The organism is Marinobacter sp. CA1, assembly GCF_020546665.1.
Lineage (GTDB): Bacteria > Pseudomonadota > Gammaproteobacteria > Pseudomonadales > Oleiphilaceae > Marinobacter > Marinobacter xestospongiae.
On sequence record NZ_CP071785.1, the window covers coordinates 2,804,243 to 2,830,570 of the forward strand.

The window sequence follows — 26,328 nt, forward strand, 5'->3', positions numbered from 1 at the left end:
TCGGCCCCGGCAGCAAGCCGCCGGGCCTCACTCCAGGCGTCGCAGCAACAGCATCGGGGACACCTTCAGCACCGGCGCCAGCTGCCAGCGACCAAACAGTGACAACAGCGCCGCGCTGACCAGCGGCACCGGCAGCATCACCGACCAGTGCCACTGGAATTCGCCTTCAAACATCCGCAACTGCAGTGCCCAGACCGCCGCCTCAGCGGCCAACGCCCCGAGAATACCCGCCACCAACCCCAGCAGGGCAAACTCCAGCATGGTGCTGCGCACCAGCAGTCGCTGCTGCCCGCCCAGGGTTCGCAGCAGCGCGCCTTCCCGCTGACGGTCACGCAGGGTGGCGCTGACCACCGCTGCCATCACCACCAGCGCCGCGGCCAGGATCAGGGCCAGAATGGCCTCCACCGCCTGGGTCACCTGCTGGACGATAGCGCGGATGCGCTCAATGATGTGGTCCACTTCCAGCACCGAGACCGTCGGGAATGCCCGGGCGAAATCGTTCAGCAGGGCCTTTTCCGACGTCGGCAGGTAGAAACTGGTGATCCAGGTGGACGGCATGGCCGCCAGCTGACCATCCGGCGGAAACGCCATGTAGAAATTGGGCTGCATACTCTCCCACTGCACCGTGCGGATACTGGTCACCGTTTCGCTCAGGGTATCCGAGCCAATGGTGAATCCCAGCCGGTCGCCGATCTTCAGGCCCAGCCGTTCTGCCAGTTCATACTCCACCGACACCCCGTCGCGGGCGCCCGCTTCGAACCACTGTCCCTGGACCAGGGCGTTGTCCGCTGGCAGTTCCGACATCCAGGTCAGATTGAGCTCCCGGTTCAGGGCGTTGATCCGCTCATCCTTGCTGACCGCCTCTTTCACCGGCTGGCCATTGAGTTCGGTCAGCCGGCCCCGAACCATGGGGTACAGTTGCGCCAGTGGATGGCCGCGCTGTTCCCAGAAATCGGCCACGGCATCGACCTTTTCTGGTGCGATGTTGATCAGAAAGTGATTGGGCGCGTTCTCCGGCAACTGCGCCTGCCAGTCATCGAGCAGGGAACTTCGAACCAGTATCAGGGTACAGGCCAGCATGATGGTCATCGCGAACACCGAGACCTGGGACAGGGTACTCTGGCGATGCCGATACAACGCCACCAGCGCCAGCCGCCAGGCGGTACCGCCACCACGCAGGTGACGCAGCCCCAGCACCATCAGCCAGGCCACCAAACCGAGCACCGCCAGCAGCGCCGCCACGCCGCCCAGCAGAGCCGTCACCATCGCCAGTTCACCGGCGTAAAACCACACCAGGCCGAACACCGCCAGACCGGCCAGCAGAATGTCCGGCCATGCCCGCCGGCCCGACTCACCGGGCTCGCTGCGCAACACCCGCATGGCCGCCACCTGCCGCAACCGGCGGACCGGCGGATAGGCAAACCCGAACAGCGCCACCAGCGCGGTCACCAGGGCCGGAAGCAAGGCACGCCAGTCCAGCTCTGCCGCCACCGGGCGCTCCAACACCTCGCTCAGCACCTGGGCCAAACCGTAGTAGATCGGCAGGGCCAGTAGCAGCCCACCGGCGCAGCCAGCCACGCCCCATAGAGCCAGACGGCGAAGATACAGCCGCGAAATGGCGCCACCCCGCAGGCCCAGGGTCTTCAGCAGGGCCACCGTATCCCGCTGTCCCAACGCGTACTCCCGGCTGGCAACTGCCACGGCCACCGCCGCCAGCAACACCGCCAGACTGCCGCCAAGCAGCAGGAACCGTTCCGCCCGCTGCAGCGAGCGCGACAGGGTCTCGCCATCCTGCACGCTTTTCCATTCATGGCTGGGATGGAACTGCGGCTCCAGCCAGCGATGGAACGCCTCCAGTTCCGGCTCCTCACCGGCGAACAACGCCACATACTCAACCCGGCTGCCCTCACGCACCACCCCGGTGGCGGGCACATCATCGGCGTGCATCATGATCCTGGGCGCCAGCGCCGCCATGCTGAAGCCACCATCGGGCTCCCGCAGCAACAGACCGCTGACCGTCAGCGCCTGATTGCCCACTTCCAGCGAGTCGCCCATATCCAGGGCCAGCAATCGCATCAGGCGAGGGTTGAGCCACACCTCCCCCGGACGGGGGCCCCGACTCACCAGCTCACGCTCGGCGCCTTCCCCCGCCTGCATCTCAATCTGCCCCCGCAACGGGTAGGTATCGCTCACCGCCTTCACGGCCACCAGCTGGAAGCGGTCACCACCGAACACCATGGTGGAGAACTCCACCATGGACGCCGTGCTGATGCCTCGTCGATTTGCCTCCTGGTACCAGTCCGGCGGGATCGGGCGGCCGTGTTCCGCCTCCAGCTGTCGGTCGGCCGCCAGAAAGGCACTGGCTGAAGTCACCAGGGCCCGCTGCAGCAGACTGGCAAACAGGCTGATGGTCGCCACCGTCGCTACCGCCACCACCAGGGCGGTGATCACCACCCTGACATCACGCTCCCGCAGATCCCGTCGAACCGACGCCAGTTGTCCCGTGACCGCCATCAGTGCTGCTCCTCCGGCTCGGTGACCCGGCCGGCATCGATGCTCAGGCGACGTTGGCAACGCTGGGCCAGCTGCTCGTCATGAGTCACCATCACCAAGGTCGTGCCCTGCTCGCGGTTCAGCGCCATCAGCAGGTCGGAAATGGTCTTACCGGTACGATTGTCCAGGTTGCCGGTAGGCTCGTCGGCGAACAGCACCGCCGGATTGCTGGCAAAGGCACGGGCAATGGCGACCCGCTGCTGCTCGCCACCAGAGAGCTGCCGCGGCGTGTGCCGCAAACGCTGTCCCAGACCAACCCGCTCCAGCAGCTCGGTGGCCTGGGCCTCCGGAGCCTCATGACCGGCCAGCTCCAGTGGCAGCATGACGTTTTCCAGGGCGCTCAGCGCCGGCAACAACTGGAACGACTGAAACACGAAACCGACCCGCCGCGCCCGCAGCGCCGCCCGCTCATCCTCGCCGAGGGCGCTGATCTCTTCGCCGTCGAGAACCACCCGCCCGGACGACGGGCTGTCGAGCCCCGCCAGCAGTCCCAGCAAGGTGGTCTTACCGGACCCGGAGCGTCCAACGATGGCCACTGACTCCCCCCGGGCAATATCGAAGGAAACCTCCTGCAGGATGGTTAACGTATCATCTCCCAGATCTACCCGATGACTGAGCGCTTCCACTTTCAGCATGGATTGGGACGAAGGCATATCGGTCGGGGTCTGATCGGGCACGGCGGCTCCTCGTTAAGAAAATGTCACGGTGTTGGTTGGGGCCCGGCCCGCCGAATCACTTGATCGGGACGGTAGGTGGACCACAGAATGACTCTCCAAATTCTCTGGAGTTCCTTATGGATACGGTAAAAAAAGTCATGAGATCAACTGTTTTTTTACTGCTGTGGCTGGCGGCCGGACTCGCCCAGGCGAATCAGGGCACCGTGCTGATCATGGGGGACAGCCTCAGCGCCGCTTATGGCGTGCCGACGGAGCGGGCCTGGGTAGCACTGCTGAAATCCCGGCTGGAATCTGAAGGCCTGGGAGACTGGCAGGTGGTCAATGCCAGCATCAGCGGCGAAACCACCGATGGCGGCGCCCGCCGACTGCCGGACCTGCTGACACAGCACCAGCCCGATGTGGTGGTGATCGAACTCGGCGGCAACGATGGCCTGCGGGGATTTCCGCCACCGGTCATCAAACGCAATCTGGAGAGCATGATCGATAACAGCCTAGATGCCGGCGCGGACGCCCTGCTGGTGGGTATCCAGATTCCTCCCAATTACGGTGAGCGCTACACCCGGATGTTTGCAGACATCTACCCATCCCTGTCCGAACAACACGAACTGCCGCTGGTGCCCTTCTTTCTCGACGGCATCTACAACCAGCAGGGGATGATGCAGGGAGATGGCATTCATCCCACCGCCGAAGCCCAGTCCCGACTGCTGGACAATGTCTGGCCCCACCTGGCGCCACTGCTCCGAGACTGAATCAGCAACAGACGCCCTATGACGCCTGTTGCTCAAGGAACGCCACCGCCCGGCGTTCCGACCAGTAGTAGCCGTCACGGGCGTGTTCCACAAAGCCAACATGGCCGCCCCAGCGCGGCGCCTCCAAGGTGACGCAGTCCCCCAGAAGCGATGACGAACGGGGGAAACAGTCCGCGCTCAGGAACGGGTCGTCCTGGGCATTGACCAGCAGCGCCGGCACCCGAATGTCCTTCAGCCGACCCAGACTCGAACACTGCGCCCAGTAATCCTCGGCATCCCGGAAACCGTGCAGGGGCGCAGTGTAGCGATCATCAAACTGGCGAAACGTGCGAATCTGGTCAAAGCCCCGGGTGTCGATCAATTCCGGGAAGCGGGCCGCTTTCTCCTCCATCTTGCCTTCCAGATCCTTCAGGAACCGCTGCATGTAGATGCGACGCGATGGTTTGGCCAGCTCCGCCGCACTGCCGGCAAGATCACAGGGTACCGAGAACGCCACCGCGCCACAGATCCTCGGGTCCACCTGCTCACCCTGCTGCCCCAGGTACAACAGGGTCAGGTTACCGCCCATACTGAAGCCAGCCAGCGAGACCTGCTGATAATCCTGCTCCAGAGCCACATCTACCACCCGCGCCAGGTCAACGGTGGCGCCACTGTGGTAGAACCGGGGCTGGCGGTTCATCACCCCGCCGCAGGACCGGAAATTCCAGGCCAGCACATCCCAGCCGGAACGCAGCAGGCCCCGAGCCAACCCCAGAATGTAAGGACGCCGGGAGTGGCCCTCGAGACCATGGGACAGGATCGCCAGCCGTCGACTGCCGGTTCGGTACCAGTCCAGATGCAACTCATCGTCATCAGCCGTGGCAATGACCTCCGCCTGCGGCGGCGCCAACGCTACCCGTCGAAACAGGGTTGGCCACACCGATTGCAGGTGACCACTGCGCAGCCAGCCCGGTGGCCGATAGTGCTGCAGTCGGGCCTGACTGCCGGCCGGCACCGGATGGGGAACGGTGGCGTAGCCATGCGGCATTGCCAGAGGGTCATCAATTACTGCCACGGGCATCTTCTCCAAATCATCAACTTCAGGGCGCCTGTTGGTACGTTACTCATATGGCGCCTATTCTGCCCCATTCTGCGCCCGCCGACCTCCCTGACAGATCACTTTTTAACCATTTAATTCAGGGGGTTGACTCCACTGAAATAAGTCCTTAATATGCGCGCCATCTCGACGATGTTCCCCGATAGCTCAGTTGGTAGAGCAACGGACTGTTAATCCGTTTGTCGCTGGTTCGAGCCCAGCTCGGGGAGCCACTTATTCCCAAAAAAGCCGCTGATTCAGCGGCTTTTTTGCTTTCTGGCGAGCGAAGAACAAGCCCGCGAAATCACCGAACGGGACACTGGCGCACTGTTACATCAGGGCGGCATCGCCGCCCACTCCACGCAGCGGTCAGTTCACCTGCGGCCGGTTCATAAAGGCCTCCAGCACCCGGTAAAGGGTCACACCGTCCTCGACCCCCGCCGTCTCCCGAATGGAATGCATTCCCCACTGCGGTACCCCGATATCCAGGGTGGTCACTCCCAGAGTACCGGCCGTAATCGGTCCGATGGTGCTGCCGCAGGCCATGTCACTGCGAACCACGAAGGTCTGGTGGGGCAGCCCCAGCTCGTCACTCAGGTGGCGGTACAGCGCCGCCGAACGGCTGTTGGTGGCATAGCGCTGGTTGTGGTTCACCTTGATCACCGGCCCCCGATTAAGCAGCGGCCCGTGATTCTCATCGTGACGATCGGCAAAATTCGGGTGCACGCCATGGGCATTGTCCGCCGAAATCATCATCGAGCGGCTGATCGCCCTTGGCATCACCTCAGCACCGCACCACCGTTCCACCACCGAAGCCAGGAAAGGCCCCTGAGCACCTTCGGCGGACTGACTGCCCACCTCTTCGTGATCATTGCAGACAAACAGCGAGGGCTGCTCCCCGTCCGCTGCCAGCAGAGCCTCCAGCCCGATAAAGCAGCTGAGCAGGTTATCCAGCCGCGCCGAGGCGACGAATTCGTCCCGCAGGCCAACCACCGCCGGCGGCTGGGCGTCGTAGAAGCTCATTTCATAACCCAGGATACGGTCAAACGACAGCGTCGGGTGCTCACAGCGCACCTGCTCCGCCAGCAAGTCGTGGAAACAGACCTCCTCGTCCTCACCCACCTGCATCAATACCGGCGGCAGGTCTTTCTGGGGATTGATCGAACGGCTGTTGTTGGCTTCCCGGTCGAGATGAATCGCCAGGCTCGGGATATAGGCCACCGCCTTGCGGAAATCCACCAGTACATCGCTAAACTTGCCATTCTCGTCCACTACGCTGACCCGCCCGGCCAGAGACAGATCGCGATCAAACCAGGGGTTCAGCAGTACCCCGCCATAGACCTCAACGCCCAGCTGGAGATACCCCTTGCGCTGCAACTCCGGGTTGGGTTTGACCTTCAGGCACGGGCTATCCGAGTGCGCCCCCACCATGCGAATCCCCGCCGTTTCCGGCGCCTGGCGCCCACTACGGAACGCCACCAGCGACGAGCCATTGCGCACCACGTAATAACCCTGCCCCGGGGCCAACTGCCAGGTGTCCGCTTCATCCAGGGCCACAAAGCCGGCAGCATCCAGACGCTTGGTCATTTGCTGCACCGCATGCCAGGGCGTCGGTGATTGGTGAAGGAAGTCGAGCAGTTGCTGATTGAAAGACTGGTGTTCCATGCTGTTCCCGGAAGTCAGGACCGTAAGTGTCGGCCAAGGATGGGCGAAGCCGAAGCGGCGGACGGAATCGTCGGCCCTTCGGGGCAAATACGCATTTTGCCACGAATAGCACGAATGGCTAAACTTCCAGCCCGTTTCCCCACCGCCACAGCCGCATAGCAGGAGTTGAACGTGTCCATTCCGCGCTTTATCGACATTGAGTACTGCCAGACCGACGACGCCCTGTTTCCCACCGCCATTGCCTGGTCGCTGTCTGACGGCCGTATGAAAACGGTGGTTATTGCACCGGATGAAAGCTGGCTGCCAGCGGATATGGAGCTGCCGGACGTCGACCTCCACTACCTGGAGGAACAGGGCGTCCCACTGATCGAGCTGGCCCGGGTACTGCACGAGGACCTGCCAGATGAAACCGTGTTCACCGACGGCCTCGATCCGGACGACGTCCTGGTGGATCTGATCTTTTCCAGCGTCAATCTGGAAGCGCCGTTCGAGCTGGCACCGGTGACCGACCTGATTACCGGGCTGGACCGGGATACCATCGAAGACCGCCGCCGTGATCTGATGTTTGAACAGGGGCTGGACCCCCAACTCCCTGAGAACGGTGTTTATGCCCTGCTACTGTTGGCCCGGGACGAAGGCCTGATCGGCATGGAATGACCGGGACGGCACCGTCATACTGTGACCTGGGTCGACGTAACATACCGTCACCCTAGGCAAAATCAGCCAGAATTCGCGGACCTTCAGGAATAATTACGACAATGACTACGCTGCTGCGAGCCCTCCGCCCCACCCTGCTGCCGTTGGTTCTCGGCCTGCCGTTGACCGTCCAGGCCGCCGACGACATCCCCCGTGAAGACCGCCACTACGTAGGCCTGCTGGCCACCGCCCTGAATCACCGCTCGGTAGGTGATGGCCCGGAGAAAAAAACCTGGAGCAACGCTGCGACTCTGGTGGTCGGCGGCCACCTCACCGAGCTGTTCCACGCGGAACTGCGTCTGGGCGGTGGTCTGTCCGAGGGCACCCTTGATGACGAACTGTCACTGGACATCGAGCATTACCAGAGCTGGTATATGGGTCTGCATCACCCGCTGACCGACTACGCCAACATCTACGGCCAGTTCGGCTTTACCCACGTCAGCGGCTCCGCCAGTCTGACCAAGGCAGGCAAGGCCCGGGAAGACGATCCTGACGACAGCTCCCCCTACGCCGACCAGACCGGTGACTTCCCGGACAGCGACTTCAGCGTCAGCTGGATCGTGGGCGCCGACCTGGAACTGGCGGAGCGCACCTACCTGCTGGTGGAAGGTGGCCGCCTGTTCAAGGACACCGGCACCGGTGCCAACAGCTTCCAGTTCTCCGCCGGGTTCCGCTACGAGTTCTGACGGAGCCGCCGATTCACCCCCGATCAAACCCGGTGGCGAATGTGCCAGCAGCGATGAATGCGGGGGTTACGCTGAAAGTCCTTGTCCAGCGTGTCGCGGGTCACTTCGCGGATCTCGAACGCCTGTTCCAGCGCTTCATCCAGCTGGAAGCGACGGAAATTGTTGGAGAATACCAACAGCCCATCGCTGGACAGGCGATCCATCGCCTGGCGGATCAGTTGCGGGTGATCCCGCTGGATATCGAGCACATCCCGCATCCGCGCCGAGTTTGAAAAGGTTGGTGGGTCCATGAAAATCAGATCGAAAACCTGATCCGGCGTGGCCGGCTGGGCCAGCCATTGCAGGCAGTCCTGCTGCTCCACCTGGTGACGGCGATCGTCAAGGCCGTTCAGCGCCAGGTTCTCCCTCGCCCAGTTCACGTACGTCTTCGACATATCCAGACTGAGAGAACGGGTGGCCCCGCCCACCGCCGCATGGACGGTTGCCGCTCCGGTGTAGCAGAACAGGTTGAGGAAACGCTTGCCGCGCGCCTGCTGTTGGAGCCAGTGACGCACTGGCCGATGATCCAGGAACAGGCCAGTGTCCAGGTAATCCCGGAGATTCACCCTGAGCGCACAGCCGTGTTCGTGAACGGTAAAGAACTCACCGGTGGAGGACTGCTTTTCGTATTGCTGGGTGCCGCTCTGGCGCGAGCGCTGTTTGCAGCTGATCGCCGTTGCCGGCACGCCCAACACCTCGGGAATCACCGCCAGCGCCTCTGCCAGCCGTTCCAGCGCTGCCCGGGTATCGACCGACTTCGGCGGCGCATACTCCTGAACGTGTACCTGATCACCGTACAGATCAATGGCCATGGCGAATTCGGGCATGTCCGCGTCATACAACCGATAGCACTCGATGCCCTGCTTGCGGGCCCAGCCTCCCAGGGCTTTCAGGTTCTTGCGCAACCGGTTGGCCAGCATCTCAGCCCGCTCCGGATGTCGTATACGCGGCGTCAGGGAGCCCTCTTCTTCCGGTGTGTGCGGCCGCATCGCGCTGGCCTCATCCACCTGGAACAACAACAACGTCGCGGGCAGCTTGCCGTTGAACAGCTTGTAACGCTTGTCGCTGCGCAGGCCGAGCGCCTTGCCGTATTCCGGTGCACCAGTGAACACCCCAAGACGCCAGCCCTGGCATGCCCGTTTCACCGCTTCCCCCAGCTCGCCGTAGAGCGCGGCCAACTCGCGGCGCTCACTCAAACGCTCGCCGTAGGGCGGGTTGGTCAGCACCAGGCCGCGCCCCTCCCAGGTATCCGGTAGTGCCAGCTCCGAAACAGCACGACACTCAACGTGGACAACACCTTCCAGACCAGCGCGCTGAATGTTGCGCCAGGCCGTGGCAATGACGGCGCGATCCTGATCAAACCCCGCCAGCTTGAGCTGACGGGTCTTTTCCTTGCCCTCGTGGGCACGGCGCTCCGCTTCCTGACGCAAGGAAAGCCAGGTCTCAGGCTGATGCCCAAGCCAGCGTTCAAAACCGAAGCGTGGTCTCTGGCGGCCCGGCGCCAGATCCTGCGCCATCATCGCGGCTTCGATCAGCAAAGTGCCGGAGCCGCACATGGGATCAACCAGGTGGCCGCCGTTGGCGGCTATCTCCGGCCAGCCGGCCCGCAACAACAGCGCAGCCGCGAGGTTCTCTTTCAACGGCGCAATGCCCTTCTCGGTGCGATAACCGCGCTTGTGCAGGCTGTCGCCACCAAGATCAATACCCACGGCCAACCGGCCACGGTGCAGTCGCGCCGAGATCAGCAGGTCAGGATCACTGGCCACCGACGGCCGCTTGCCATCCGCGGTCCGCAGTCGGTCCACTACCGCATCTTTTACCCGTTGGGCGCCATACTGAGTGTGACGGATCGCCCGATTCTGGCCACTGAACATCACTTTGAAGGTACCGGTGACGGCCAGATGCTGTGACCAGTCGAGGCCATGCACGCCATCGTAGAGTTGATCTCCGCTCTCGGCGCCCACTTCTGCAAGATGCAGGATCACCCGATTGGCCAGCCGCGACCACAGACAGGCCCGATAACCGGCAGCCAGGTCTCCCTTCCCCCAGACGCCCGCCGGGGTATTGCGCACAGGCTCAACGCCCAGCTCCCGCAGCTCATCGGCCAGCAGGTATTCAATACCTTTCGGGCATGAAATAAAGAAAGTGAGATTGCTCAATGGGTTACTCCTGAAACTTGAAATGCGGTGCGGGGTGGGGTCGGGACTGGAAGCTGATAGCACAGCATAGTCGAGTCGCCGACAATTCGCCTGACCAGCACCTGCTGGCCTTATTTCACAAAACTATAAAGACGCTGACACATAGATGAAATAAATAGTGTACACGGCGCTTTGGTTCATCATACCTTGTAACTGACGCGTCATTTAACGAGACCCAAAAACAGGTTTCGTGATCAGGATCCTGACTGCCGTGGCTACGGTAGACATGGTCGGATTTGAGCCCAGACAACGGTATGTCGGTTCACCGGCCCAATTCTACAGGCCACGGCGGGTGTGCACACGCTTGTTCTCTAAAACCATGAGGTGAGGAACGGCATGAAGAGACAGAAAAGAGACGTGTTCGCTCGCGCATTCAAGCGGGGTTATCTGGCCGGTGTGTCTGGTAAATCCAAAGACCGCTGCCCCTCCGATCAAGCTGAAGTCCGACAGGAATGGCTCAACGGGTGGCGGGAAGGCCGAACCGATCACTGGGATGGCATGACCGGCGTATCAGGTATCCACCGACTGGCGGACGTTACCGCCTCGACCTGAACGGCTCAGGCCCAGGGGCCTGACAGCAATTTCTGAATCTTTCGTTTCACCAACAGGGCGTCGGAACGCCCGGACACAATCAGAAGAACAGACCTTGATACCCAAAACGGGTCCTCCCGACCCGGACCAAAACCTGTAACGCCACGGGGTTTATTCCCCGCACGGGCCCGCTCAGCGGGCCCATCTTTTTTCCCGGCAGCGTCTACAACCCTAACGACTTCCCAGCGCCCGGATGGCCTCCACACACTCGCCGATCAGTGCCGGCCCGCGATAGATAAACCCGGTGTAGATCTGCACCAGCTTGGCACCGGCACGGATCTTTTCGGCAGCAGCGGCGCCATCGGTGATACCGCCCACACCAATAATCGGCAGCGACTCACCCAGCTCAGCGTACAATCCTTCAATAACCCGCAGTGACGCCGCCCGGACCGGCGCGCCACTCAGCCCCCCGGTTTCGGCGGCCAGGGCATGTCCGGCCACCGCCTGCCGTTCAATGGTCGTATTGGTGGCAATCACCCCGTCCATACCGGCCTCACGCAGGGCCTGGGCCACAAAACGGACACCGTCGTCATCCATGTCGGGGGCGATTTTCACGGCAATCGGCACATAACGGCCCTGCTCCTGCTGCTGCAACGTCTGTTCGTCCTTGATGGCTGCCAGCAGGCGCTTGAGGGCGTCTCCGAACTGCAGATCCCGCAATCCCGGGGTGTTGGGCGAGGAAACGTTCACGGTGATGTAGTTGGCACGACTGTAGACCGCCGCAATGCCCTTGCGGTAATCCAGCTCGGCTTCATCGTCCGGGGTGGCCTTGTTCTTGCCCACGTTGATCCCCAGCACCCCCTGATAGCGCATGCGATCCACCTGGCCCAACAGGTGATCCAGCCCCTGGTTGTTGAATCCCATGCGATTGATAATGGCCTGATGTTCCGGCAACCGGAACAAGCGCGGCTGCGGATTACCCGGCTGCGGCTGCGGCGTGACCGTGCCTACCTCTACGAAACCGAACCCCAGGGCGCCCAGGGCATCGACATGGTCAGCGTCTTTGTCCAGGCCCGCCGCCAGGCCGACCGGGTTGGGAAACTTCAGCCCCATAACCTCCACCGGCAGCGGCGCTACCTGATCCACCACCAGCTTCAGCAGCCCCAACCGGTGCGCCATATCCAGTCCCCGCAGAGATACCCCATGGGCCTGCTCAGGCGGCAATCGAAACAACAGGTTACGGGCTAGACCGTACATGGGAGAATCCTCGCGGTGGCTGTAAACCGGCGCAGTATACCGGAACAGGCCCCAGAACGGGCAATATCTGACCGCACTGGACATTAGCCCCGGTGTCCACGACGAAAACTGCGTTACAATGCCGCCGAACCGGCCGCCAGATCTTTTCCACAGCCGGCGCTAAGCTGACAGAGTGACAGCTAAATGACTGTCTCATTAAGGTCTCGTGATGTTTTCCACGATTTCTGTGGATAACTCTGTTGAAAATGGGCCCTGACCCACGGCTATCCCTTGCGGACTGCGCCAGCCTACAAATTGATCATTTTTTGATCAATTATAACTTATTGAATCACAAGAAATTTGATCGTAAGCGCTTGTTTTATCTTGGTTATGTAAGTGGATGTCACCTCTGTGTAACATACCGGCAGTGTGCATAAAAACATCAGATTTAATACCCCGCACACAGATGCCGGGAGCCAGCAACGGAGTTCGCAATGGCCACAAAGCCCCAACCAACCGCGACCGCCAGCCAAGCCAGCGCTGCCACTGAAGCCCAGGCCGCAACCCGGGTCACCCTCATCGGCATGGTACTGGACCTGGTACTGGGGGTGATCAAGTGCATCGGTGGCGCACTGTTTCACTCCCAGGCGCTGCTGGTGGATGGCATCCATTCCTTTTCCGACGCGGCCTCGGATCTGGTGGTGATTGCGGTCATGAAAGTATCCCGGCTGGAACCGGATCAGGGCCACCCCTACGGCCACCAGCGCTTCGAAACCCTGGGCACCATGATACTCGGCGCGACACTGATTGCGGTGGGTGGCGCCCTGGCCTGGGACAACCTGGAACGCCTGTTTGTCGACACCGACGCGCCGCTCCCGGAATGGCCCGTGCTGGCGGCCGCGCTGCTCTCCGTCGTCGGCAAGGAATGGATCTTCCGCTATACCCGAAAGGTCGGTCTGGCCATCCGTTCGGAATTGCTGGTGGCCAATGCCTGGCACAGCCGCACCGACGCCCTGTCTTCCATCGTGGTGCTGGTTTCCACCCTGGGGGCCATGGCCGGCTTCGTCTGGCTCGACGCCCTCGCCGCGGTGGTGATTGCAGTGCTGGTGGGCCACGTTGGCTGGGGCTTCACCTGGCGCAGTGTCAAGGAGCTGGTGGATACCGGACTGCCTGTAGAGGAACTGGAGCGTCTGAAGGAGGTTGCCCGCACCACCGAAGGGGTGCGTAACGTCCATGACCTGCGCAGTCGCCGCATGGGTCACAACATCCTGGTGGACGTCCACCTGGTGGTGAGCCCGGATATCAGCGTGTCGGAAGGCCATCAGGTGGGCATGCAGGTGGTGGCAAGGATGCGGGACAGCCTGCCGGACATCGCCCACATTACCTTCCATATCGACGCCGAGAATGACGAACAGGGCCGCCCCACCTCACTGCAACTGCCCAGCCGAAAGACCATTCAGGGGGAGCTGGAGGCCTGCCTGAGCCGGCCTGTCAGCCCCGGCCGACTCAGGCTGCATTACCTGCGCAACAAGGTGCACCTGGAGCTGTTTGTGGAAGACCGCGGCGAAGGCCCCGACGCCGAGGCACTGGCTCGGGCCGTTCACAGCCTGGAGCAACATCCCTGGTTTGGCAGCCTGCGCATCTGGCACGGCCCGGACTAACGCCGGCGCTGCTCCATGCGCAGCAGAAACTCCTGCATGATCAGCGAGTACAACTCACCACCAAGGAAGCGGTCTTCCACCCCGGCATCAATGCTGGGGTTGTCGTTCACCTCGATCACGGCAATGCGATTGCCGCTCTGCTTGATGTCGACACCGTAGAGCCCATTGCCGATCAGCCGGGTGGCATTGAGCGCCGCCTGGATCACCTTGCGCGGCACCTCGTAGGTCGGCAGCGTCTCAAAGTCGCCACTGTCCACGGCCTGGTCGCCGCCATGCTGATAGATCTGCCAGTGCCCTTTCACCATGAAGTACTTGCAGGCGTAGATTGCCCGCCCGCCAAGCACCCCAATGCGCCAGTCATAATCGGTATAGAGATACTCCTGAGCCAGCACCAGGGCCGATTGCCGGAACAGCGAGGCCAGGGCCTGACGCAGAGACGCCTCGTCGGTGGCCTTGATCACTCCACGGGAAAAGGCACCGTCGGGAATCTTCACCACCACCGGATAGCCAATCTCGCTGCTGATCCGGGCGATGGCGTCATCCTGGTCCCGGCTGAAAATCAGGGTCTTCGGCGTTGGTACCCGATGGTTGTTGAGCAGGTCCGCCAGGAACACCTTGTTGGTGCAGCGCAGAATCGACACCGGATCATCAATCACCACCAGCCCTTCGGCCTCGGCACGACGGGCAAAGCGGTAGGTATGATGATCGATGGCGGTGGTCTCGCGAATGAACAGCCCATCGTATTCCGGCAGCCGGTTGTAATCCTTGCGGGTAATGGTCTCCACATGGATGCCGAGTTTGCGACCGGCGCGCACGAAGCGTGACAACGCCACCGTATCACTCGGTGGCAGCGCCTCGTCGGGATTGACCAGCATGGCCAGATCGAAGCGGTACCGCTGCCGACTGCGGGGCTTGCGCCAGACGATGCTGCTGAAACGGTCCAGAGCCGCCGCAAACAGGTCCTGCTCGGCGTCGGAGAGGCCAGCCGGAGACACCGGCTTCATGGTGTCAATCTGCCAGCCCCGGCGATGCCGGAAAGTGACTTCCAGAATCGGACAGGGGAAGCGCTCAAACAGCGTTCTTGCCACCGCCTTGAGGGCCTCATCGCCGGCCTGGCCGAAGAACAGCCGAACCTTGACCTGATCCCGTTTGCCACCCCCGTCGGCCTGCTCCAGCCATGCCTGTGCCGCCGCATCCAGTTCACTCAGTTGCAGTGAGAACAGCCCTTTGCGACTAAGATCATTGAGGGTGGACACCGACGGCAGGACATGGTGGCGGCGGGCCTCCGCCAGCAGCGAGCAGTAGTAGCCCTGGCTGAGGTAACGGGCACTCTGGCACAGGTTGATAACCCGGGTGCGCCGGCTGTCGCGGCCGTTGGCGGCCAGGTACTGGGAGAAAGTGACGACATCGTCACTGGGAAAAAACGGCGCCCAGTCTTCCAGGCGGTCAACCACAATCAGCAGTTTGGACATGAATGGCAACCCCTCCTGGAGGCCATGAGTGGGCACCGACCGGCACCCAAGACGCCAACGATACGACGACTCGGTAAATCCCGGCAATCCCCGGTGGATGCGTGCATCTACGCATCCGGGGCAACTACCCCGCGGGCCAGGGCTCGACAATAATGGCGGCCTCGGTCCCATGCCTTTTCAGGAGGCTTCCGTCATGACCACCACTCTGCGCCCTGCCCTGCCATCCGACCTGGACGCCCTGGTGGATCTGGAGAATCGCCTGTTCCAGAGCGATCGACTGTCCCGTCGCAGCCTGCGTCGGTTCATCGACCACCCCAGTGATCGTCTGATCGTTGCCGTCCAGGCCGAGACGCTGGTGGGTTACAGCCTGGTGCTGATGCGCAGGGCAACCCGTCTGGCCCGTATCTACTCGCTGGGGGTCTGCCCGTCCGTGCGGGGTCAGGGGGTTGGCGAAGCACTGCTGAGCGCATCGGAACAGGTCGCCCAGGAAGCCGGACGGATCGTGATGCGGCTGGAAGTGCGGGAGGACAATGCGCCGGCGATACGGCTCTACCAGCGGCTGGGCTACCGCCAGTTTGGTCATCATCGGGATTACTACGAAGATCACAGCGACGCCCTCAGGTTTGAGCGCAGAATACTGCACTACCACCCTTCTGCGGCGTTTCCCCGGGTGCCGTACTACCCGCAGACCACCGAGTTCACCTGTGGTCCGGCAGCGCTGATGATGGCCATGGCGGCGGTGACACCGGACAGCCCACTCAATGCCCGGGAAGAACTGGCCATCTGGCGCCAGTCCACCACCATCTTCATGCTGGCCGGCCACGGCGGCTGCGGACCTCACGGTCTGGCACTGGCGGCCTGGCAACGGGGCTTCCAGGCCTGCGCCTACATCAGCCACACCGGCCCGCTGTTCCGGCAGACGGTCCGCAATCCGGACAAGAAGCGGGTGCTGGAGCTGGTCCACGAGACCTTTCTGGCGGATCTCGCAGACACCGACGTCACCCTGCACGACCGCGCCATCACCCTGGCCGAACTGGAACAGGCGCTACGGGCCGGCCAGGTTCCGCTGGTGCTTATCAGCGGCTGGCAGCTCAGTGGCAGCCGGGTGCCTCACTGGGTCACGGTGTGCGCGGTGGACGACAGCTTTGTCTACCTGCACGACCCGGAGGTGGACCTGGAAAGCGGTGATACCATCGCCGACAAACAGTACCTGCCGGTGGACCGGCAGCTGTTCACGCGCATGCAGCAGTATGGGCGGGAACAACGCCTGCAGGCGGCGGTGGTGGTTGCCGCAAGGGAACCGATTCAGCGGTAGGCCGGATCGGCTTGCGGCTCATCCTGCGGCGGTCGCTTGGACCAGATACCGGCCAGGATGGAGCCGGAGATGTTGTGCCAGACCGAAAACAGGGTGCCAGGCATGGCCGCAATGGGCGTAAAGAACTTCATCGCCAGGGCGGTGGCCAGGCCGGAGTTCTGCAATCCAACCTCAAAAGCCACCGTACGACTGATGCGACGGTCAAAGCCAAACAGCCGGCAGGCACCGTACCCCAGGCCCAGCCCCAGGCTGTTGTGCAGGATCACCGCCAGGGCGATCATCAGGCCCTGGCTGGCCAGATTGTCCCGGTTCAGCGCTACCACGATGGCGATGATGATCACAATACTGAACATCGACACCAGCGGCAGCACCGGCTCAACCGCTTTGACCTGACGCCGCAGGAAGGCGTTGAGCGCCACCCCGATCGCCACCGGCACCAGCACGATCTTCACCAGGCTCAGCAGCATACCGGTGATCGGCACGTCCACACTCTGCCCCACCAGCAGGCCGGTAAGCAGTGGCGTCAGCACCACACCCAGCAGGGTGGAGGTAGCCGTCATCGAAATCGACAGTGCCACGTTGCCACCGGCCAGGAACGTCATCACGTTCGACGAAGTACCGCCGGCAACGCAGCCCACCAGCACCATGCCCACGGTCAGTTCCGGGCTGAACCCGAACAGCAGGCTGATGCCCAGAGCCAGCAGCGGCATCACGGAGAACTGCAGCGCAGTGCCCAGCAGCAGGGCGTGGCGATAGGTCACTACGTGGCGGAAATCGGTCGGGGTCAGGGTCAGCCCCATGGCCAGCATGATAATGGTCAGCAACGGCACGATCGCCGCTTTGAGATCGGTAAACAGGGCGGGCTGGTAGAAGGCACAAACGGAGAACAGAATGGCCCACACCGGAAACAGCTGGATAATGCGGTTCAGCATGGCGTAACTCGGACAATGGCAGCTTGATGATCAGGAAGCCCGTCAGACGCGGGGCACTGGCCCATCAGACCAGGCCCCGACGGTAGCCGGATCACGGCTGAAACCGCTTGCCCCACCCAGCCAGATTCCGGCTTGTGGCCGGTTGACTGCTGTGGTCAGGTTAAGGAACCGGTATCGTTCCTCAGTCACGGGGACCGCTATTCTACTCACAGGATCGGCCACGTACAGCCCCAAATGCGCCAGCGACCCCGAATGTGCGACGATCAGGCGGTCCGGATGGCGGCTTCCTTGAGCTCGGCGATCTCATCCCGCAGGCGGGCCGCGGTCTCGAAATCCAGGTCCGCCGCCGCCTTGTACATGCGGTCCTCCAGGCCACTGATCTCTTTCATCAACTCTTCCGGAGAATGGCCACCAGCCTTGGCGCGATACTGTTCCGCCGCTTCCGCCGCCCGCTCACCGGGACGTTCCGGTTTGCGACGGCCACGACCACCACCGGTGGCCCCCTCCATGATGTCGGCGATTTTCTTGCGCAGACCGGTCGGGGTAATGCCGTGCTCTTCGTTGTGGGCCTGCTGTTTGATGCGGCGACGCTCAGTCTCATCAATCGCCCGCTGCATCGAGCCGGTGACGCGGTCACCATAGAGGATGGCCTTGCCGTTGACGTTCCGCGCAGCACGGCCGATGGTCTGAATCAGCGAGCGCTCGGACCGCAGGAAGCCTTCCTTGTCGGCATCCAGGATGGCAACCAGGGACACCTCGGGCATGTCCAGGCCTTCCCGCAGCAGGTTGATCCCCACCAGCACGTCAAACTGGCCCTGGCGCAGGTCGCGGATGATCTCCACCCGCTCTACGGTGTCGATGTCCGAGTGCAGGTAGCGAACCCGGATGTCGTGCTCCATCAGGAAGTCGGTCAGATCTTCCGCCATTCGCTTGGTCAGGGTGGTGACCAGCACCCGCTCATCCACCGCCACCCGGGCGTGGATTTCTGACAGCAGATCGTCCACCTGGGTGGACGCCGGCCGAACCTCAATCTCCGGGTCCAGCAGACCGGTAGGCCGTACCACCTGCTCCACCACCTGACCTGCGTGATCGGCTTCGTAGCTGCCGGGGGTTGCCGATACAAACACCATCTGTGGCGCAATGCGTTCCCATTCCTCGAACCGCATGGGACGGTTATCCAGCGCCGACGGCAGCCGGAAGCCGTACTCCACCAGGGTTTCCTTGCGGGAGCGGTCGCCTTTGAACATGGCGCCAATCTGCGGAATGGTGACGTGGGACTCGTCCACCACCAACAGGGCGTTGGGTGGCAGGTAATCGAACAGCGTCGGCGGCGCTTCCCCCGGGCGGCGACCGGAGAGGTAGCGCGAGTAGTTCTCGATGCCGTTGCAGTACCCCAACTCCAGCATCATTTCGACATCGTAGCGGGTCCGTTCTTCCAGCCGCTGGGCTTCCACCAGCCGATTGTCATCCCGCAGCTGGGTCAGCCGCTGGTCCAGCTCGACCTTGATCTCCTCAACCGCATCCAGCACTTTCTGGCGCGGGGTAACGTAGTGACTCTTGGGGTAGATGGTCACCCGCGGGACCCGTCGCAACACTTCGCCAGTGAGCGGATCGAAGTAGCTGAGGTTTTCCACCTCATCATCAAACAGCTCGATGCGGATGGCCTCTTTCTCGGATTCCGCCGGAAACACATCAATCACATCACCACGAACCCGGTAGTTAGCGCGATGGAACTCAATGTCGTTTCGGGTGTACTGCAGTTCCGCCAGCCGGCGCAGGATGTAGCGCTGATCAATCTGATCGCCCCGATCCAGGTGCAACATCATCTTGAGGTAGGACTGGGGATCACCAAGACCATAGATTGCCGATACCGTGGCCACAATGATGGCATCCGGCCGCTCCAGCAGCGCCTTGGTGGCAGACAGTCGCATCTGTTCTATGTGCTCGTTGACGGAAGCATCCTTCTCAATGAAGGTGTCCGACGATGGCACATAGGCCTCTGGCTGGTAGTAGTCGTAGTAGGACACGAAGTACTCCACCGCGTTGTCGGGGAAGAACTCGCGAAACTCACCGTAAAGCTGGGCCGCCAGGGTCTTGTTGTGGGCCATGATGATGGTGGGCCGCTGCACCCGTTCGATCACGTTGGCGACGGTGAAGGTCTTGCCCGAGCCGGTCACCCCGAGCAGGGTCTGGTGCGCCAGGCCGGAGTCGATGCCATCCACCAGCTCCGCGATGGCGGTCGGCTGGTCCCCCGCCGGGGCAAACTCCGAATTGACCCGGAAAGCTGTGCGTTTACTGGACTCAGTGTCTTGGCTGGCCATGGCAGGTGGTCATCCTCTCATCAATGGATCGGGTTGCCACGAAGCTGGCTTATCCTTATGCAGGCTTCATGGTACCATCAGCAGGTTTCACGATGGTCCGGCATAGCTGACACCCGGGCCATCGTCGCCTTTCGGACGCAGCTTTAAGGAGCGCAAGTTTGGACCTTCAACTATCCAGCCGTGTACAGGCCATCAAGCCATCTCCCACTCTCGCAGTCACCAACAAGGCGGCCGAACTCCGTGCCGCCGGCCAGGACATTATTGGCCTGGGCGCCGGGGAGCCGGACTTCGATACACCGGATCATATCAAGAACGCCGCCATTGAGGCGATCAACGCCGGTCAGACCAAGTACACTGCTGTCGATGGTACCCCCGCGCTTAAACAGGCCATCATTGCCAAGTACAAGCGTGACAACGGGCTCGATTACGAACCCAACCAGATTCTGGTTTCCAGCGGTGGCAAGCAGAGCTTCTTCAACCTGGCCCTGGCGGTACTGAACCCGGGAGACGAAGTGGTGATTCCGGCCCCGTATTGGGTGTCCTACCCGGATATGGTGCTGGTGGCCGAAGGCAAGCCGGTGGTCATCGAAACCTCCGCCGAGACCCGGTTCAAGATCACACCGGAGCAGCTGGACAACGCCCTCAATGAGCGCACCCGCCTGTTCGTCATCAACAGCCCGTCCAACCCCAGTGGCATGGCCTACACCCTGGACGAGCTGAAAGCGCTGGCCGCGGTACTGATGAAGTATCCGCAGGTAATGATTGCCACCGACGACATGTACGAGCCGATCCTGTGGACCGGCCAGCCGTTCTGCAACATTCTCAATGCGGAGCCGGCGCTGTACGACCGCACCTTCGTGCTGAACGGGGTCTCCAAGGCCTACTCCATGACAGGCTGGCGCATCGGTTACGCCGCAGGGCCCGCCAAGATCATTGGCGCGATGAAGAAGATCCAGTCCCAGAGCACCTCCAACCCGTCGTCCGTCTCCCAGGCGGCCGCTCAGGCAGCTCTGGATGGCCCGCAGGAGTGCGTGGGCGAGATGGTCAAAGCCTTCCGCGAGCGCCACGACTACCTGGTCGCGGCACTGAACGAGCTGCCGGGCGTGGAATGCCTGCAGGGCGACGGCACCTTCTATGTGTTCCCCAGCTTCCAGGGCGCCATCGATACGAACGACGGCATCAGCACCGATGTCGAGCTGGCCGAGAAGCTGCTGCAGGAAGCTGGCGTTGCGCTGGTTCCAGGTTCGGCCTTTGGCGCACCGGGCCATATGCGACTCAGTTTCGCCACCGGTCTGGACGTTCTCAAGGAAGCCGTTGCCCGCCTGAAAAAAGTTTTGGCATAAATTTCAAAACAGGGGTTGACGAGGTGCGTACCGGCCCTTAATATACGCGCCTCGTCACACGACGACGTTCCCCGATAGCTCAGTTGGTAGAGCAACGGACTGTTAATCCGTTTGTCGCTGGTTCGAGCCCAGCTCGGGGAGCCACTATTCCAAAAAGCCGCTTTTCAAGCGGCTTTTTTTATGCCTGGCGCTGGACGGCCCGCCTGATTTCCGCATAGCATAAAGCCATGTGCTATCCCCTAAGCAGTCATCTGGCCCAACGATTTACATCCCCCCGGAACCATCAAGGCACGGGGGCCAGGTGACTATTGCCACCTGATTCTGCACCCCCGCACCAGCTTCCGGGGGAACCGCAGACATCAGGTGGACAGCGATACCCGATAACCCGATCGCTCCCTCCTGTTTTTTCCGCAGAAACCTGATTGTTTCCAATGGAGAAAACACCGATGACAATTCTGATGAGCCGGGAGGCGCTGACACGCTCCCTCAACCTGCCAGACCTTACCAACCCGCACCATGGCGACCATGCCATGCAGCAACTGCTTACCGAGATTCGCCAGGCGCTCGCCGCTCAGTGGCCCTGCCGCCAACAACTGGCACGAACGAGCCCGGCCGTTCCGGTCTGCGACAATTACGATCGCCTGGGCTATCCGACCGACGGTGCCGCCCGGGAAGCCCGCTATACCCGTTACATCACGCCCAACCTCATGCTCCGCACCCAGACCTCGGCCGCTATTCCTGACCTCCTCGAAGGCCTCAGCATTGATCCTCCACAGGATCTGTTACTGGTCCTGCCAGGGCTGGTTTACCGGCGCGACAGCATTGACCGACTCCACTGCGGCGAACCTCATCAACTCGACCTGTGGCGACTGATCGCGCCGAACGCGACTGCGCCCGCCACCACCAAAACCCTGCTGGAGATGATCACCCTGGTAATGCACGCGGCTTTACCAAGCGTCGCCTGGCGAACGAAGCCATCCCCTCACCCCTATACCGAAGAAGGCGTCCAGATCGACGCGTACTGGCAGGATACCTGGATTGAAGTGGGCGAATGCGGCCTAGCCAACCGCCGGCTGTTAGCCAACGCCGGACTTACCGACTACAGCGGCCTGGCCATGGGCCTGGGCCTTGATCGCCTGTTGATGGTGCGCAAGGGCATTGACGACATCCGCCTGCTGCGCAGTGAGGACCCGCGGATTCGCCACCAGATGACCACCCTCGCCCCCTACCAGCCAGTTTCCGCCATGCCTGCGATTCAGCGCGACCTGTCGCTGTGCGTTGCGGACTGGGACGACCCCGAAACCCTGGGGGATCACCTGCGCTCGAATCTACCGCAGGCGGACCTGATCGAGGCCCTGGAGGTGCTCTCTGAAACCGCCTATGACGCACTGCCCGAAACCGCCCATCGACGCATGGGCATGAGCCCGGGCCAGAAGAACGTACTCCTACGACTGACCCTCAGGCATATGACCAGAACCCTGACCGACAACGAGGCCAACGACCTGCGCAACCAGGTCTACCGCCTGCTGCATCAGGGCCACCATCAGGAAATTGCCCATAATGGTTTGTGAGCTATAGCCATAAAAAAACCCGCTGCGCCTAAGCGCAGCGGGTTTTCAGTCGATGCGAGACGATCAGGTCAACAGCTTGATCATCACGCCCGCGGCAACGGCCGAACCGATTACGCCGGCCACGTTCGGGCCCATGGCGTGCATCAGCAGGAAGTTCTGCGGGTTGGCCTCCAGGCCGACCTTGTTGGACACCCGGGCGGCCATCGGCACGGCGGACACACCGGCCGAACCGATCAGCGGGTTGATCTTCTCCTTGCTGAGCTTGTTCATCAGCTTGGCCATCAACACACCGGATGCGGTACCCACGCCGAAGGCGACGATACCCAGCGCCAGGATACCCAGGGTCTGGGGATCGAGGAACTTGTCGGCCATCAGTTTGGAGCCTACCGAGAGGCCCAGGAAGATGGTAACAATGTTGATCAGTGCGTTCTGGGCAGTATCGCTCAGACGCTCGACCACGCCACACTCGCGCATCAGGTTACCGAAGCAGAACATACCCAGCAGCGGAGCCGCATCTGGCAGGAACAGCACAACGGCAATCAGTACCACCAGCGGGAACGCGATCTTCTCACGCTTGCTGACCGGACGCAGCTGGGACATTTTCAGTGCCCGCTCTTCCGGAGTGGTCAGCGCCTTCATGATCGGCGGCTGGATCATCGGAACCATGGCCATGTAGGCGTAGGCGGAAACCGCGATGGCGCCCAGCAGATGCGGGGCCAGTACGCTGGATACGTAGATCGAGGTCGGACCGTCCGCACCACCGATGATACCGATGGCTGCCGCTTCAAGGATGTTGAAGTCGAGGACACCGGTCCAGTCCAGCAGCGCTGCGCCAATGACGGTACCAAAGATACCGAACTGGGCAGCCGCGCCCAGCAGCATGGTCTTGGGGTTGGCCAGCAGCGGACCGAAATCGGTCATGGCGCCCACACCCATGAAGATCAACAGCGGCCCGACGGTGCTACCGATAACCACAGAGTAGAAGTTGTAGAGCATGCCGTTGCCATACCCGTAATCCTGGGCAATGGCATTCGCCATCGCCATGTCGGTATGGCTCGCCTCTTTGATGGCCACCTTGAAGGCTTCCTTCAGCTCGGGCGTTACCGTCTGTCCGGCCTGGTAAGCTACGTCCAGCGGCGCCGCCAGGGCGACCAGGATCTCGGACAAGCCGTCCTTCAGCGCAAAGTGGATGGCATTCTCTGCCGCAGTCAGGGCCAGCCCTGCCTCCGGAATATTCGCCAGAATACCGCCGAACCCGATGGGTACCAGCAGCAGCGGCTCAAACCCCTTGCGGATCGCAAGGAACAGAAGGAGAAGGCCGATGGCGATCATGATCACCTGGCCGATCTCAATGTTGAACAGGCCACTGCCTGTCCACAGCGTCATTATCTTATCCATGGAATGCTGGCCCTTATGCGATTGTCAGCATTTCATCATCAACAGCAACGGCATCACCGACCTTGATGAAGACTTCGCCGATGGTCCCGGCTTTCGGTGCGCGCACCTCAGTTTCCATCTTCATGGCTTCGAGGATAATCAATACGTCACCCTCTTCCACGGCTTCGCCCGGAGATACCAGCACCTTGAAGATGTTACCGCCCAGTGGCGCCAGAACCGGCTCACCACCACCTACCGGAGCAGCTGCCGCAGCACCAGCGGCCGGCGCGGCAACCGCACCACCCTGACCCTGAATCTGGGTGATTTCACCACCCTCAGAGACCGCCACCACGTATTCCTTGCCGTTGACGTTGACGGTGTAGGTTTCGGGGCCGGAAGCTTTCTTCGCCGGCGCGGCGTCTTCGGCGGTCGGAACCGGCTCGAACGCATCCGGGTTGCCACGGTTTTCCAGGAACTTCAGGCCAATCTGCGGGAACAACGCGTAGGTCAGAACATCGTCCACAGCCTGATCTGCCAGCTTGAAGCCCTTGTCACCGGAAATCTGCTTCAGCTCATCGGTCAGCTTGTCCATTTCCGGCTCAAGCAGGTCCGCCGGGCGACAGGTCACCGGCTCCTTACCATCCAGAACACGCTCCTGCAGTTCCTTGTTGAACGGCGCCGGGGCTGAACCATACTCCCCTTTCAGGATTGCGGACGTTTCCTTGGAAATGGACTTGTAGCGCTCGCCCGTCAGCACGTTCAGTACCGCCTGGGTACCAACGATCTGGGAGGTCGGAGTCACCAGCGGGATGAAGCCCAGATCTTCACGGACCTTGGGAATCTCCGCGAGAACATCGTCAAATTTGCTGATGGCGTTCTGCTCGCGCAGCTGGCTTTCCATGTTGGTCAGCATGCCACCCGGCACCTGAGCGGTCAGAATGCGGGAATCCACCCCTCTCAGGCTGCCTTCAAACTTGGCGTACTTCTTACGCACTTCGCGGAAGTAGCCAGCAATGTCTTCCAGCAGATGCAGGTCCAGTCCGGTGTCACGCTCAGTGCCTTCGAGGATCGCGACGACGGCTTCTGTGGGTGAGTGACCATAGGTCATGGACATGGAGGAGATCGCGGTATCGACGTTGTCGATCCCTGCCTCCGCTGCCTTGATGGCAGTGGCGGTGGACATGCCGGTGGTCGCATGACACTGCATGTGAATCGGAATATCCAGCTCTTTCTTCAGACGACTGACCAGATCGTAAGCCACGTAGGGCTTCAACAGACCGGCCATGTCCTTGATGGCAATAGAGTCCGCGCCCATGGCCGCGACTTCTTTGGCCAGATCCACCCACATTTCAACGGTGTGGACCGGGCTGGTGGTGTAGGAAATAGTACCCTGGGCATGCTTGCCGGTCTTGCGAACGGCCTTGATGGCGGTATCCAGGTTACGGGGATCGTTCATCGCATCGAAGATACGGAATACGTCAACACCGTTTTCGGCGGCACGATCCACAAAGCGCTCAACCACATCGTCGGCGTAATGGCGGTAGCCCAGCAGGTTCTGACCACGCAGCAGCATCTGCTGAGGGGTGTTGGGCATCGCTTTCTTCAGCTCGCGAATGCGCTCCCAGGGGTCCTCGCCCAGGTAACGGATGCAGGCGTCAAACGTCGCGCCGCCCCAAGATTCCAGGGACCAGAAGCCAACCTTGTCGAGCTTCTCGGCAATTGGCAGCATGTCGTCGAGGCGCATGCGGGTAGCCAGCAGGGACTGGTGGGCATCACGCAGGATAACGTCCGTGATCCCCAACGGTTTCTTTGTGTCTGTCATCGTGTCGGCCTTCTGTTTAAAGGTTCTAATTCGTCTTCCGGATCACTTTTTGTGGCGTGAGCGGAATTGTGCAATCGCCTTTTTGATCGCTTCAGCGGTATCAGGGTCTACTGACTCGGGGGCTGAAGGCTTTGCACGGGGTGTGCGTACCGGGGTGGCCGGCTCGGGTGGCATGAACCGCGAGATGATCTTGGACATCAGCAGGGTCGCGAACACCAGTACTACCAGGAACGCGAAGACAAACCCCATGCCGGCGATCATCAGGTCTGCGGCTTGTGACATCAGGTTATCCATAGCGAATAACTACCTGTATTGTTGGGATTGATTTTCCCCGAACACCCTCTCTCCAATAGGTGTGGCCCAATGGGCCATTTCGGGGGGCAAAATCCCGCGTAATTTACCGGTTTCC

General features: G+C 61.7%; 20 protein-coding genes and 2 tRNA genes. 10 read left to right on the forward strand and 12 right to left on the reverse strand.

The genetic code is table 11. The annotated features are described in order from the left end of the window. Window positions 1–27: 27 nt before the first annotated feature. Together J2887_RS12800 and J2887_RS12805 are read right to left on the reverse strand one after the other, a co-directional pair. The gene (locus J2887_RS12800) at window positions 28–2,514 is read right to left on the reverse strand and encodes an ABC transporter permease (protein ID WP_227171512.1); all 2,487 of its coding nucleotides are present in this window, start codon (window positions 2,512–2,514) and stop codon (window positions 28–30) included. Further along, window positions 2,514–3,188 carry an ABC transporter ATP-binding protein gene (locus tag J2887_RS12805; RefSeq protein WP_227176121.1) on the reverse strand — a complete coding sequence of 225 codons (675 nt, stop codon included), beginning with the start codon at window positions 3,186–3,188 and terminating at the stop codon, window positions 2,514–2,516. The genes J2887_RS12800 and J2887_RS12805 overlap by 1 nt, the downstream gene beginning before the upstream one ends. A 158-nt stretch (window positions 3,189–3,346) precedes the next feature. Here J2887_RS12805 and J2887_RS12810 point away from each other — a divergent pair, with 158 nt between their 5' ends. After that, window positions 3,347–3,979 (forward strand): arylesterase, encoded by a 633-nt coding sequence (locus tag J2887_RS12810; RefSeq protein WP_416381861.1) that lies wholly within the window; start codon window positions 3,347–3,349, stop codon window positions 3,977–3,979. A 16-nt stretch (window positions 3,980–3,995) separates the two neighbouring features. Here J2887_RS12810 and J2887_RS12815 read toward each other — a convergent pair whose 3' ends face one another. After that, a complete protein-coding gene (locus J2887_RS12815) occupies window positions 3,996–5,033 on the reverse strand; it encodes a YheT family hydrolase (RefSeq protein WP_324197212.1) in 1,038 nt (345 codons plus the stop codon). 178 nt (window positions 5,034–5,211) lie between these two features. On the opposite strand from J2887_RS12815, the gene J2887_RS12820 reads away from it, so the two are divergent. Further along, window positions 5,212–5,287 (forward strand) — tRNA-Asn (locus J2887_RS12820). A 136-nt stretch (window positions 5,288–5,423) separates the two neighbouring features. On the opposite strand, the gene J2887_RS12825 is transcribed toward J2887_RS12820, so the two are convergent. Then, window positions 5,424–6,719 carry a M18 family aminopeptidase gene (locus tag J2887_RS12825; RefSeq protein ID WP_227171514.1) on the reverse strand — a complete coding sequence of 432 codons (1,296 nt, stop codon included), beginning with the start codon at window positions 6,717–6,719 and terminating at the stop codon, window positions 5,424–5,426. 171 nt (window positions 6,720–6,890) lie between these two features. On the opposite strand from J2887_RS12825, the gene J2887_RS12830 reads away from it, so the two are divergent. Further along, window positions 6,891–7,376 (forward strand): hypothetical protein, encoded by a 486-nt coding sequence (locus tag J2887_RS12830; RefSeq protein WP_227171515.1) that lies wholly within the window; start codon window positions 6,891–6,893, stop codon window positions 7,374–7,376. Window positions 7,377–7,477: 101 nt separating this feature from the next. Next, window positions 7,478–8,101, forward strand: coding sequence for an outer membrane beta-barrel protein (locus J2887_RS12835; RefSeq protein WP_227171516.1), 624 nt, complete (start codon window positions 7,478–7,480; stop codon window positions 8,099–8,101). 23 nt (window positions 8,102–8,124) lie between these two features. Here J2887_RS12835 and rlmKL read toward each other — a convergent pair whose 3' ends face one another. Continuing rightward, on the reverse strand, window positions 8,125–10,299 hold the full coding sequence (gene rlmKL / locus J2887_RS12840) for a bifunctional 23S rRNA (guanine(2069)-N(7))-methyltransferase RlmK/23S rRNA (guanine(2445)-N(2))-methyltransferase RlmL (protein ID WP_227171517.1): 2,175 nt from the start codon (window positions 10,297–10,299) through the stop codon (window positions 8,125–8,127). 375 nt (window positions 10,300–10,674) lie between these two features. Between rlmKL and rmf the strand changes: the two genes are divergently transcribed. Then, a complete protein-coding gene (gene rmf / locus J2887_RS12845; RefSeq protein ID WP_227171518.1) occupies window positions 10,675–10,890 on the forward strand; it encodes a ribosome modulation factor in 216 nt (71 codons plus the stop codon). A 210-nt stretch (window positions 10,891–11,100) separates the two neighbouring features. Here the strand turns inward: rmf and J2887_RS12850 are convergent, their stop codons facing one another. After that, window positions 11,101–12,126, reverse strand: coding sequence for a quinone-dependent dihydroorotate dehydrogenase (locus J2887_RS12850; RefSeq protein WP_227171519.1), 1,026 nt, complete (start codon window positions 12,124–12,126; stop codon window positions 11,101–11,103). Between the two features lie 473 nt (window positions 12,127–12,599). On the opposite strand from J2887_RS12850, the gene J2887_RS12855 reads away from it, so the two are divergent. Further along, window positions 12,600–13,766, forward strand: coding sequence for a cation diffusion facilitator family transporter (locus J2887_RS12855; RefSeq protein WP_227171520.1), 1,167 nt, complete (start codon window positions 12,600–12,602; stop codon window positions 13,764–13,766). On the opposite strand, the gene J2887_RS12860 is transcribed toward J2887_RS12855, so the two are convergent. After that, window positions 13,763–15,238 carry a RimK family protein gene (locus tag J2887_RS12860; RefSeq protein WP_227171521.1) on the reverse strand — a complete coding sequence of 492 codons (1,476 nt, stop codon included), beginning with the start codon at window positions 15,236–15,238 and terminating at the stop codon, window positions 13,763–13,765. The two genes, J2887_RS12855 and J2887_RS12860, sit on opposite strands and share 4 nt — an antisense overlap. A gap of 193 nt (window positions 15,239–15,431) precedes the next feature. Between J2887_RS12860 and J2887_RS12865 the strand changes: the two genes are divergently transcribed. Then, a complete protein-coding gene (locus J2887_RS12865; RefSeq protein ID WP_227171522.1) occupies window positions 15,432–16,553 on the forward strand; it encodes a GNAT family N-acetyltransferase/peptidase C39 family protein in 1,122 nt (373 codons plus the stop codon). Here J2887_RS12865 and J2887_RS12870 read toward each other — a convergent pair. Together J2887_RS12870 and uvrB are read right to left on the reverse strand one after the other, a co-directional pair. Then, window positions 16,544–17,485: a bile acid:sodium symporter family protein gene (locus tag J2887_RS12870; RefSeq protein ID WP_227171523.1), complete on the reverse strand. Its 942-nt coding sequence runs from the start codon at window positions 17,483–17,485 to the stop codon at window positions 16,544–16,546. The genes J2887_RS12865 and J2887_RS12870 overlap by 10 nt on opposite strands. 263 nt (window positions 17,486–17,748) lie before the next feature. Then, entirely contained in the window at window positions 17,749–19,806 is a 2,058-nt protein-coding gene (gene uvrB / locus J2887_RS12875) for an excinuclease ABC subunit UvrB (RefSeq protein WP_227171524.1), read from the reverse strand. A 158-nt stretch (window positions 19,807–19,964) separates the two neighbouring features. On the opposite strand from uvrB, the gene J2887_RS12880 reads away from it, so the two are divergent. From J2887_RS12880 to J2887_RS12890, 3 genes are all read left to right on the forward strand, one after another. Continuing rightward, window positions 19,965–21,149 carry a pyridoxal phosphate-dependent aminotransferase gene (locus J2887_RS12880; protein ID WP_227171525.1) on the forward strand — a complete coding sequence of 395 codons (1,185 nt, stop codon included), beginning with the start codon at window positions 19,965–19,967 and terminating at the stop codon, window positions 21,147–21,149. Window positions 21,150–21,217: 68 nt separating this feature from the next. After that, a tRNA-Asn gene (locus tag J2887_RS12885) sits at window positions 21,218–21,293 on the forward strand. A 302-nt stretch (window positions 21,294–21,595) separates the two neighbouring features. After that, entirely contained in the window at window positions 21,596–22,720 is a 1,125-nt protein-coding gene (locus J2887_RS12890; RefSeq protein ID WP_227171526.1) for a hypothetical protein, read from the forward strand. 63 nt (window positions 22,721–22,783) lie between these two features. Here J2887_RS12890 and J2887_RS12895 read toward each other — a convergent pair whose 3' ends face one another. Genes J2887_RS12895 through J2887_RS12905 form a run of 3 tightly spaced genes read right to left on the reverse strand, consistent with a single transcriptional unit; the run spans window position 22,784 to window position 26,213 of the window. After that, window positions 22,784–24,118: a sodium ion-translocating decarboxylase subunit beta gene (locus J2887_RS12895; protein WP_227171527.1), complete on the reverse strand. Its 1,335-nt coding sequence runs from the start codon at window positions 24,116–24,118 to the stop codon at window positions 22,784–22,786. 13 nt (window positions 24,119–24,131) lie between these two features. Beyond that, a complete protein-coding gene (oadA, locus tag J2887_RS12900; protein ID WP_227171528.1) occupies window positions 24,132–25,919 on the reverse strand; it encodes a sodium-extruding oxaloacetate decarboxylase subunit alpha in 1,788 nt (595 codons plus the stop codon). A gap of 42 nt (window positions 25,920–25,961) precedes the next feature. Next, the gene (locus tag J2887_RS12905; protein ID WP_227171529.1) at window positions 25,962–26,213 is read right to left on the reverse strand and encodes an OadG family protein; all 252 of its coding nucleotides are present in this window, start codon (window positions 26,211–26,213) and stop codon (window positions 25,962–25,964) included. Between the last annotated feature and the right edge of the window lie 115 nt (window positions 26,214–26,328).

What these genes read in the sequence shown, in the direction of transcription:
- J2887_RS12855 (WP_227171520.1), top strand. Translation starts at nt 12,600, where the DNA reads ATGGCCACAAAGCCCCAACCAACCGCGACCGCCAGCCAAGCCAGCGCT.
- J2887_RS12865 (WP_227171522.1), top strand. Translation starts at nt 15,432, where the DNA reads ATGACCACCACTCTGCGCCCTGCCCTGCCATCCGACCTGGACGCCCTG.
- J2887_RS12870 (WP_227171523.1), bottom strand. Translation starts at nt 17,485, where the DNA reads ATGCTGAACCGCATTATCCAGCTGTTTCCGGTGTGGGCCATTCTGTTC.
- J2887_RS12805 (WP_227176121.1), bottom strand. Translation starts at nt 3,188, where the DNA reads ATGCTGAAAGTGGAAGCGCTCAGTCATCGGGTAGATCTGGGAGATGAT.
- oadA (WP_227171528.1), bottom strand. Translation starts at nt 25,919, where the DNA reads ATGACAGACACAAAGAAACCGTTGGGGATCACGGACGTTATCCTGCGT.
- J2887_RS12860 (WP_227171521.1), bottom strand. Translation starts at nt 15,238, where the DNA reads ATGTCCAAACTGCTGATTGTGGTTGACCGCCTGGAAGACTGGGCGCCG.
- J2887_RS12850 (WP_227171519.1), bottom strand. Translation starts at nt 12,126, where the DNA reads ATGTACGGTCTAGCCCGTAACCTGTTGTTTCGATTGCCGCCTGAGCAG.
- J2887_RS12825 (WP_227171514.1), bottom strand. Translation starts at nt 6,719, where the DNA reads ATGGAACACCAGTCTTTCAATCAGCAACTGCTCGACTTCCTTCACCAA.
- J2887_RS12835 (WP_227171516.1), top strand. Translation starts at nt 7,478, where the DNA reads ATGACTACGCTGCTGCGAGCCCTCCGCCCCACCCTGCTGCCGTTGGTT.
- J2887_RS12800 (WP_227171512.1), bottom strand. Translation starts at nt 2,514, where the DNA reads ATGGCGGTCACGGGACAACTGGCGTCGGTTCGACGGGATCTGCGGGAG.
- J2887_RS12890 (WP_227171526.1), top strand. Translation starts at nt 21,596, where the DNA reads ATGACAATTCTGATGAGCCGGGAGGCGCTGACACGCTCCCTCAACCTG.
- uvrB (WP_227171524.1), bottom strand. Translation starts at nt 19,806, where the DNA reads ATGGCCAGCCAAGACACTGAGTCCAGTAAACGCACAGCTTTCCGGGTC.
- J2887_RS12905 (WP_227171529.1), bottom strand. Translation starts at nt 26,213, where the DNA reads ATGGATAACCTGATGTCACAAGCCGCAGACCTGATGATCGCCGGCATG.
- J2887_RS12895 (WP_227171527.1), bottom strand. Translation starts at nt 24,118, where the DNA reads ATGGATAAGATAATGACGCTGTGGACAGGCAGTGGCCTGTTCAACATT.
- rmf (WP_227171518.1), top strand. Translation starts at nt 10,675, where the DNA reads ATGAAGAGACAGAAAAGAGACGTGTTCGCTCGCGCATTCAAGCGGGGT.
- J2887_RS12810 (WP_416381861.1), top strand. Translation starts at nt 3,347, where the DNA reads ATGGATACGGTAAAAAAAGTCATGAGATCAACTGTTTTTTTACTGCTG.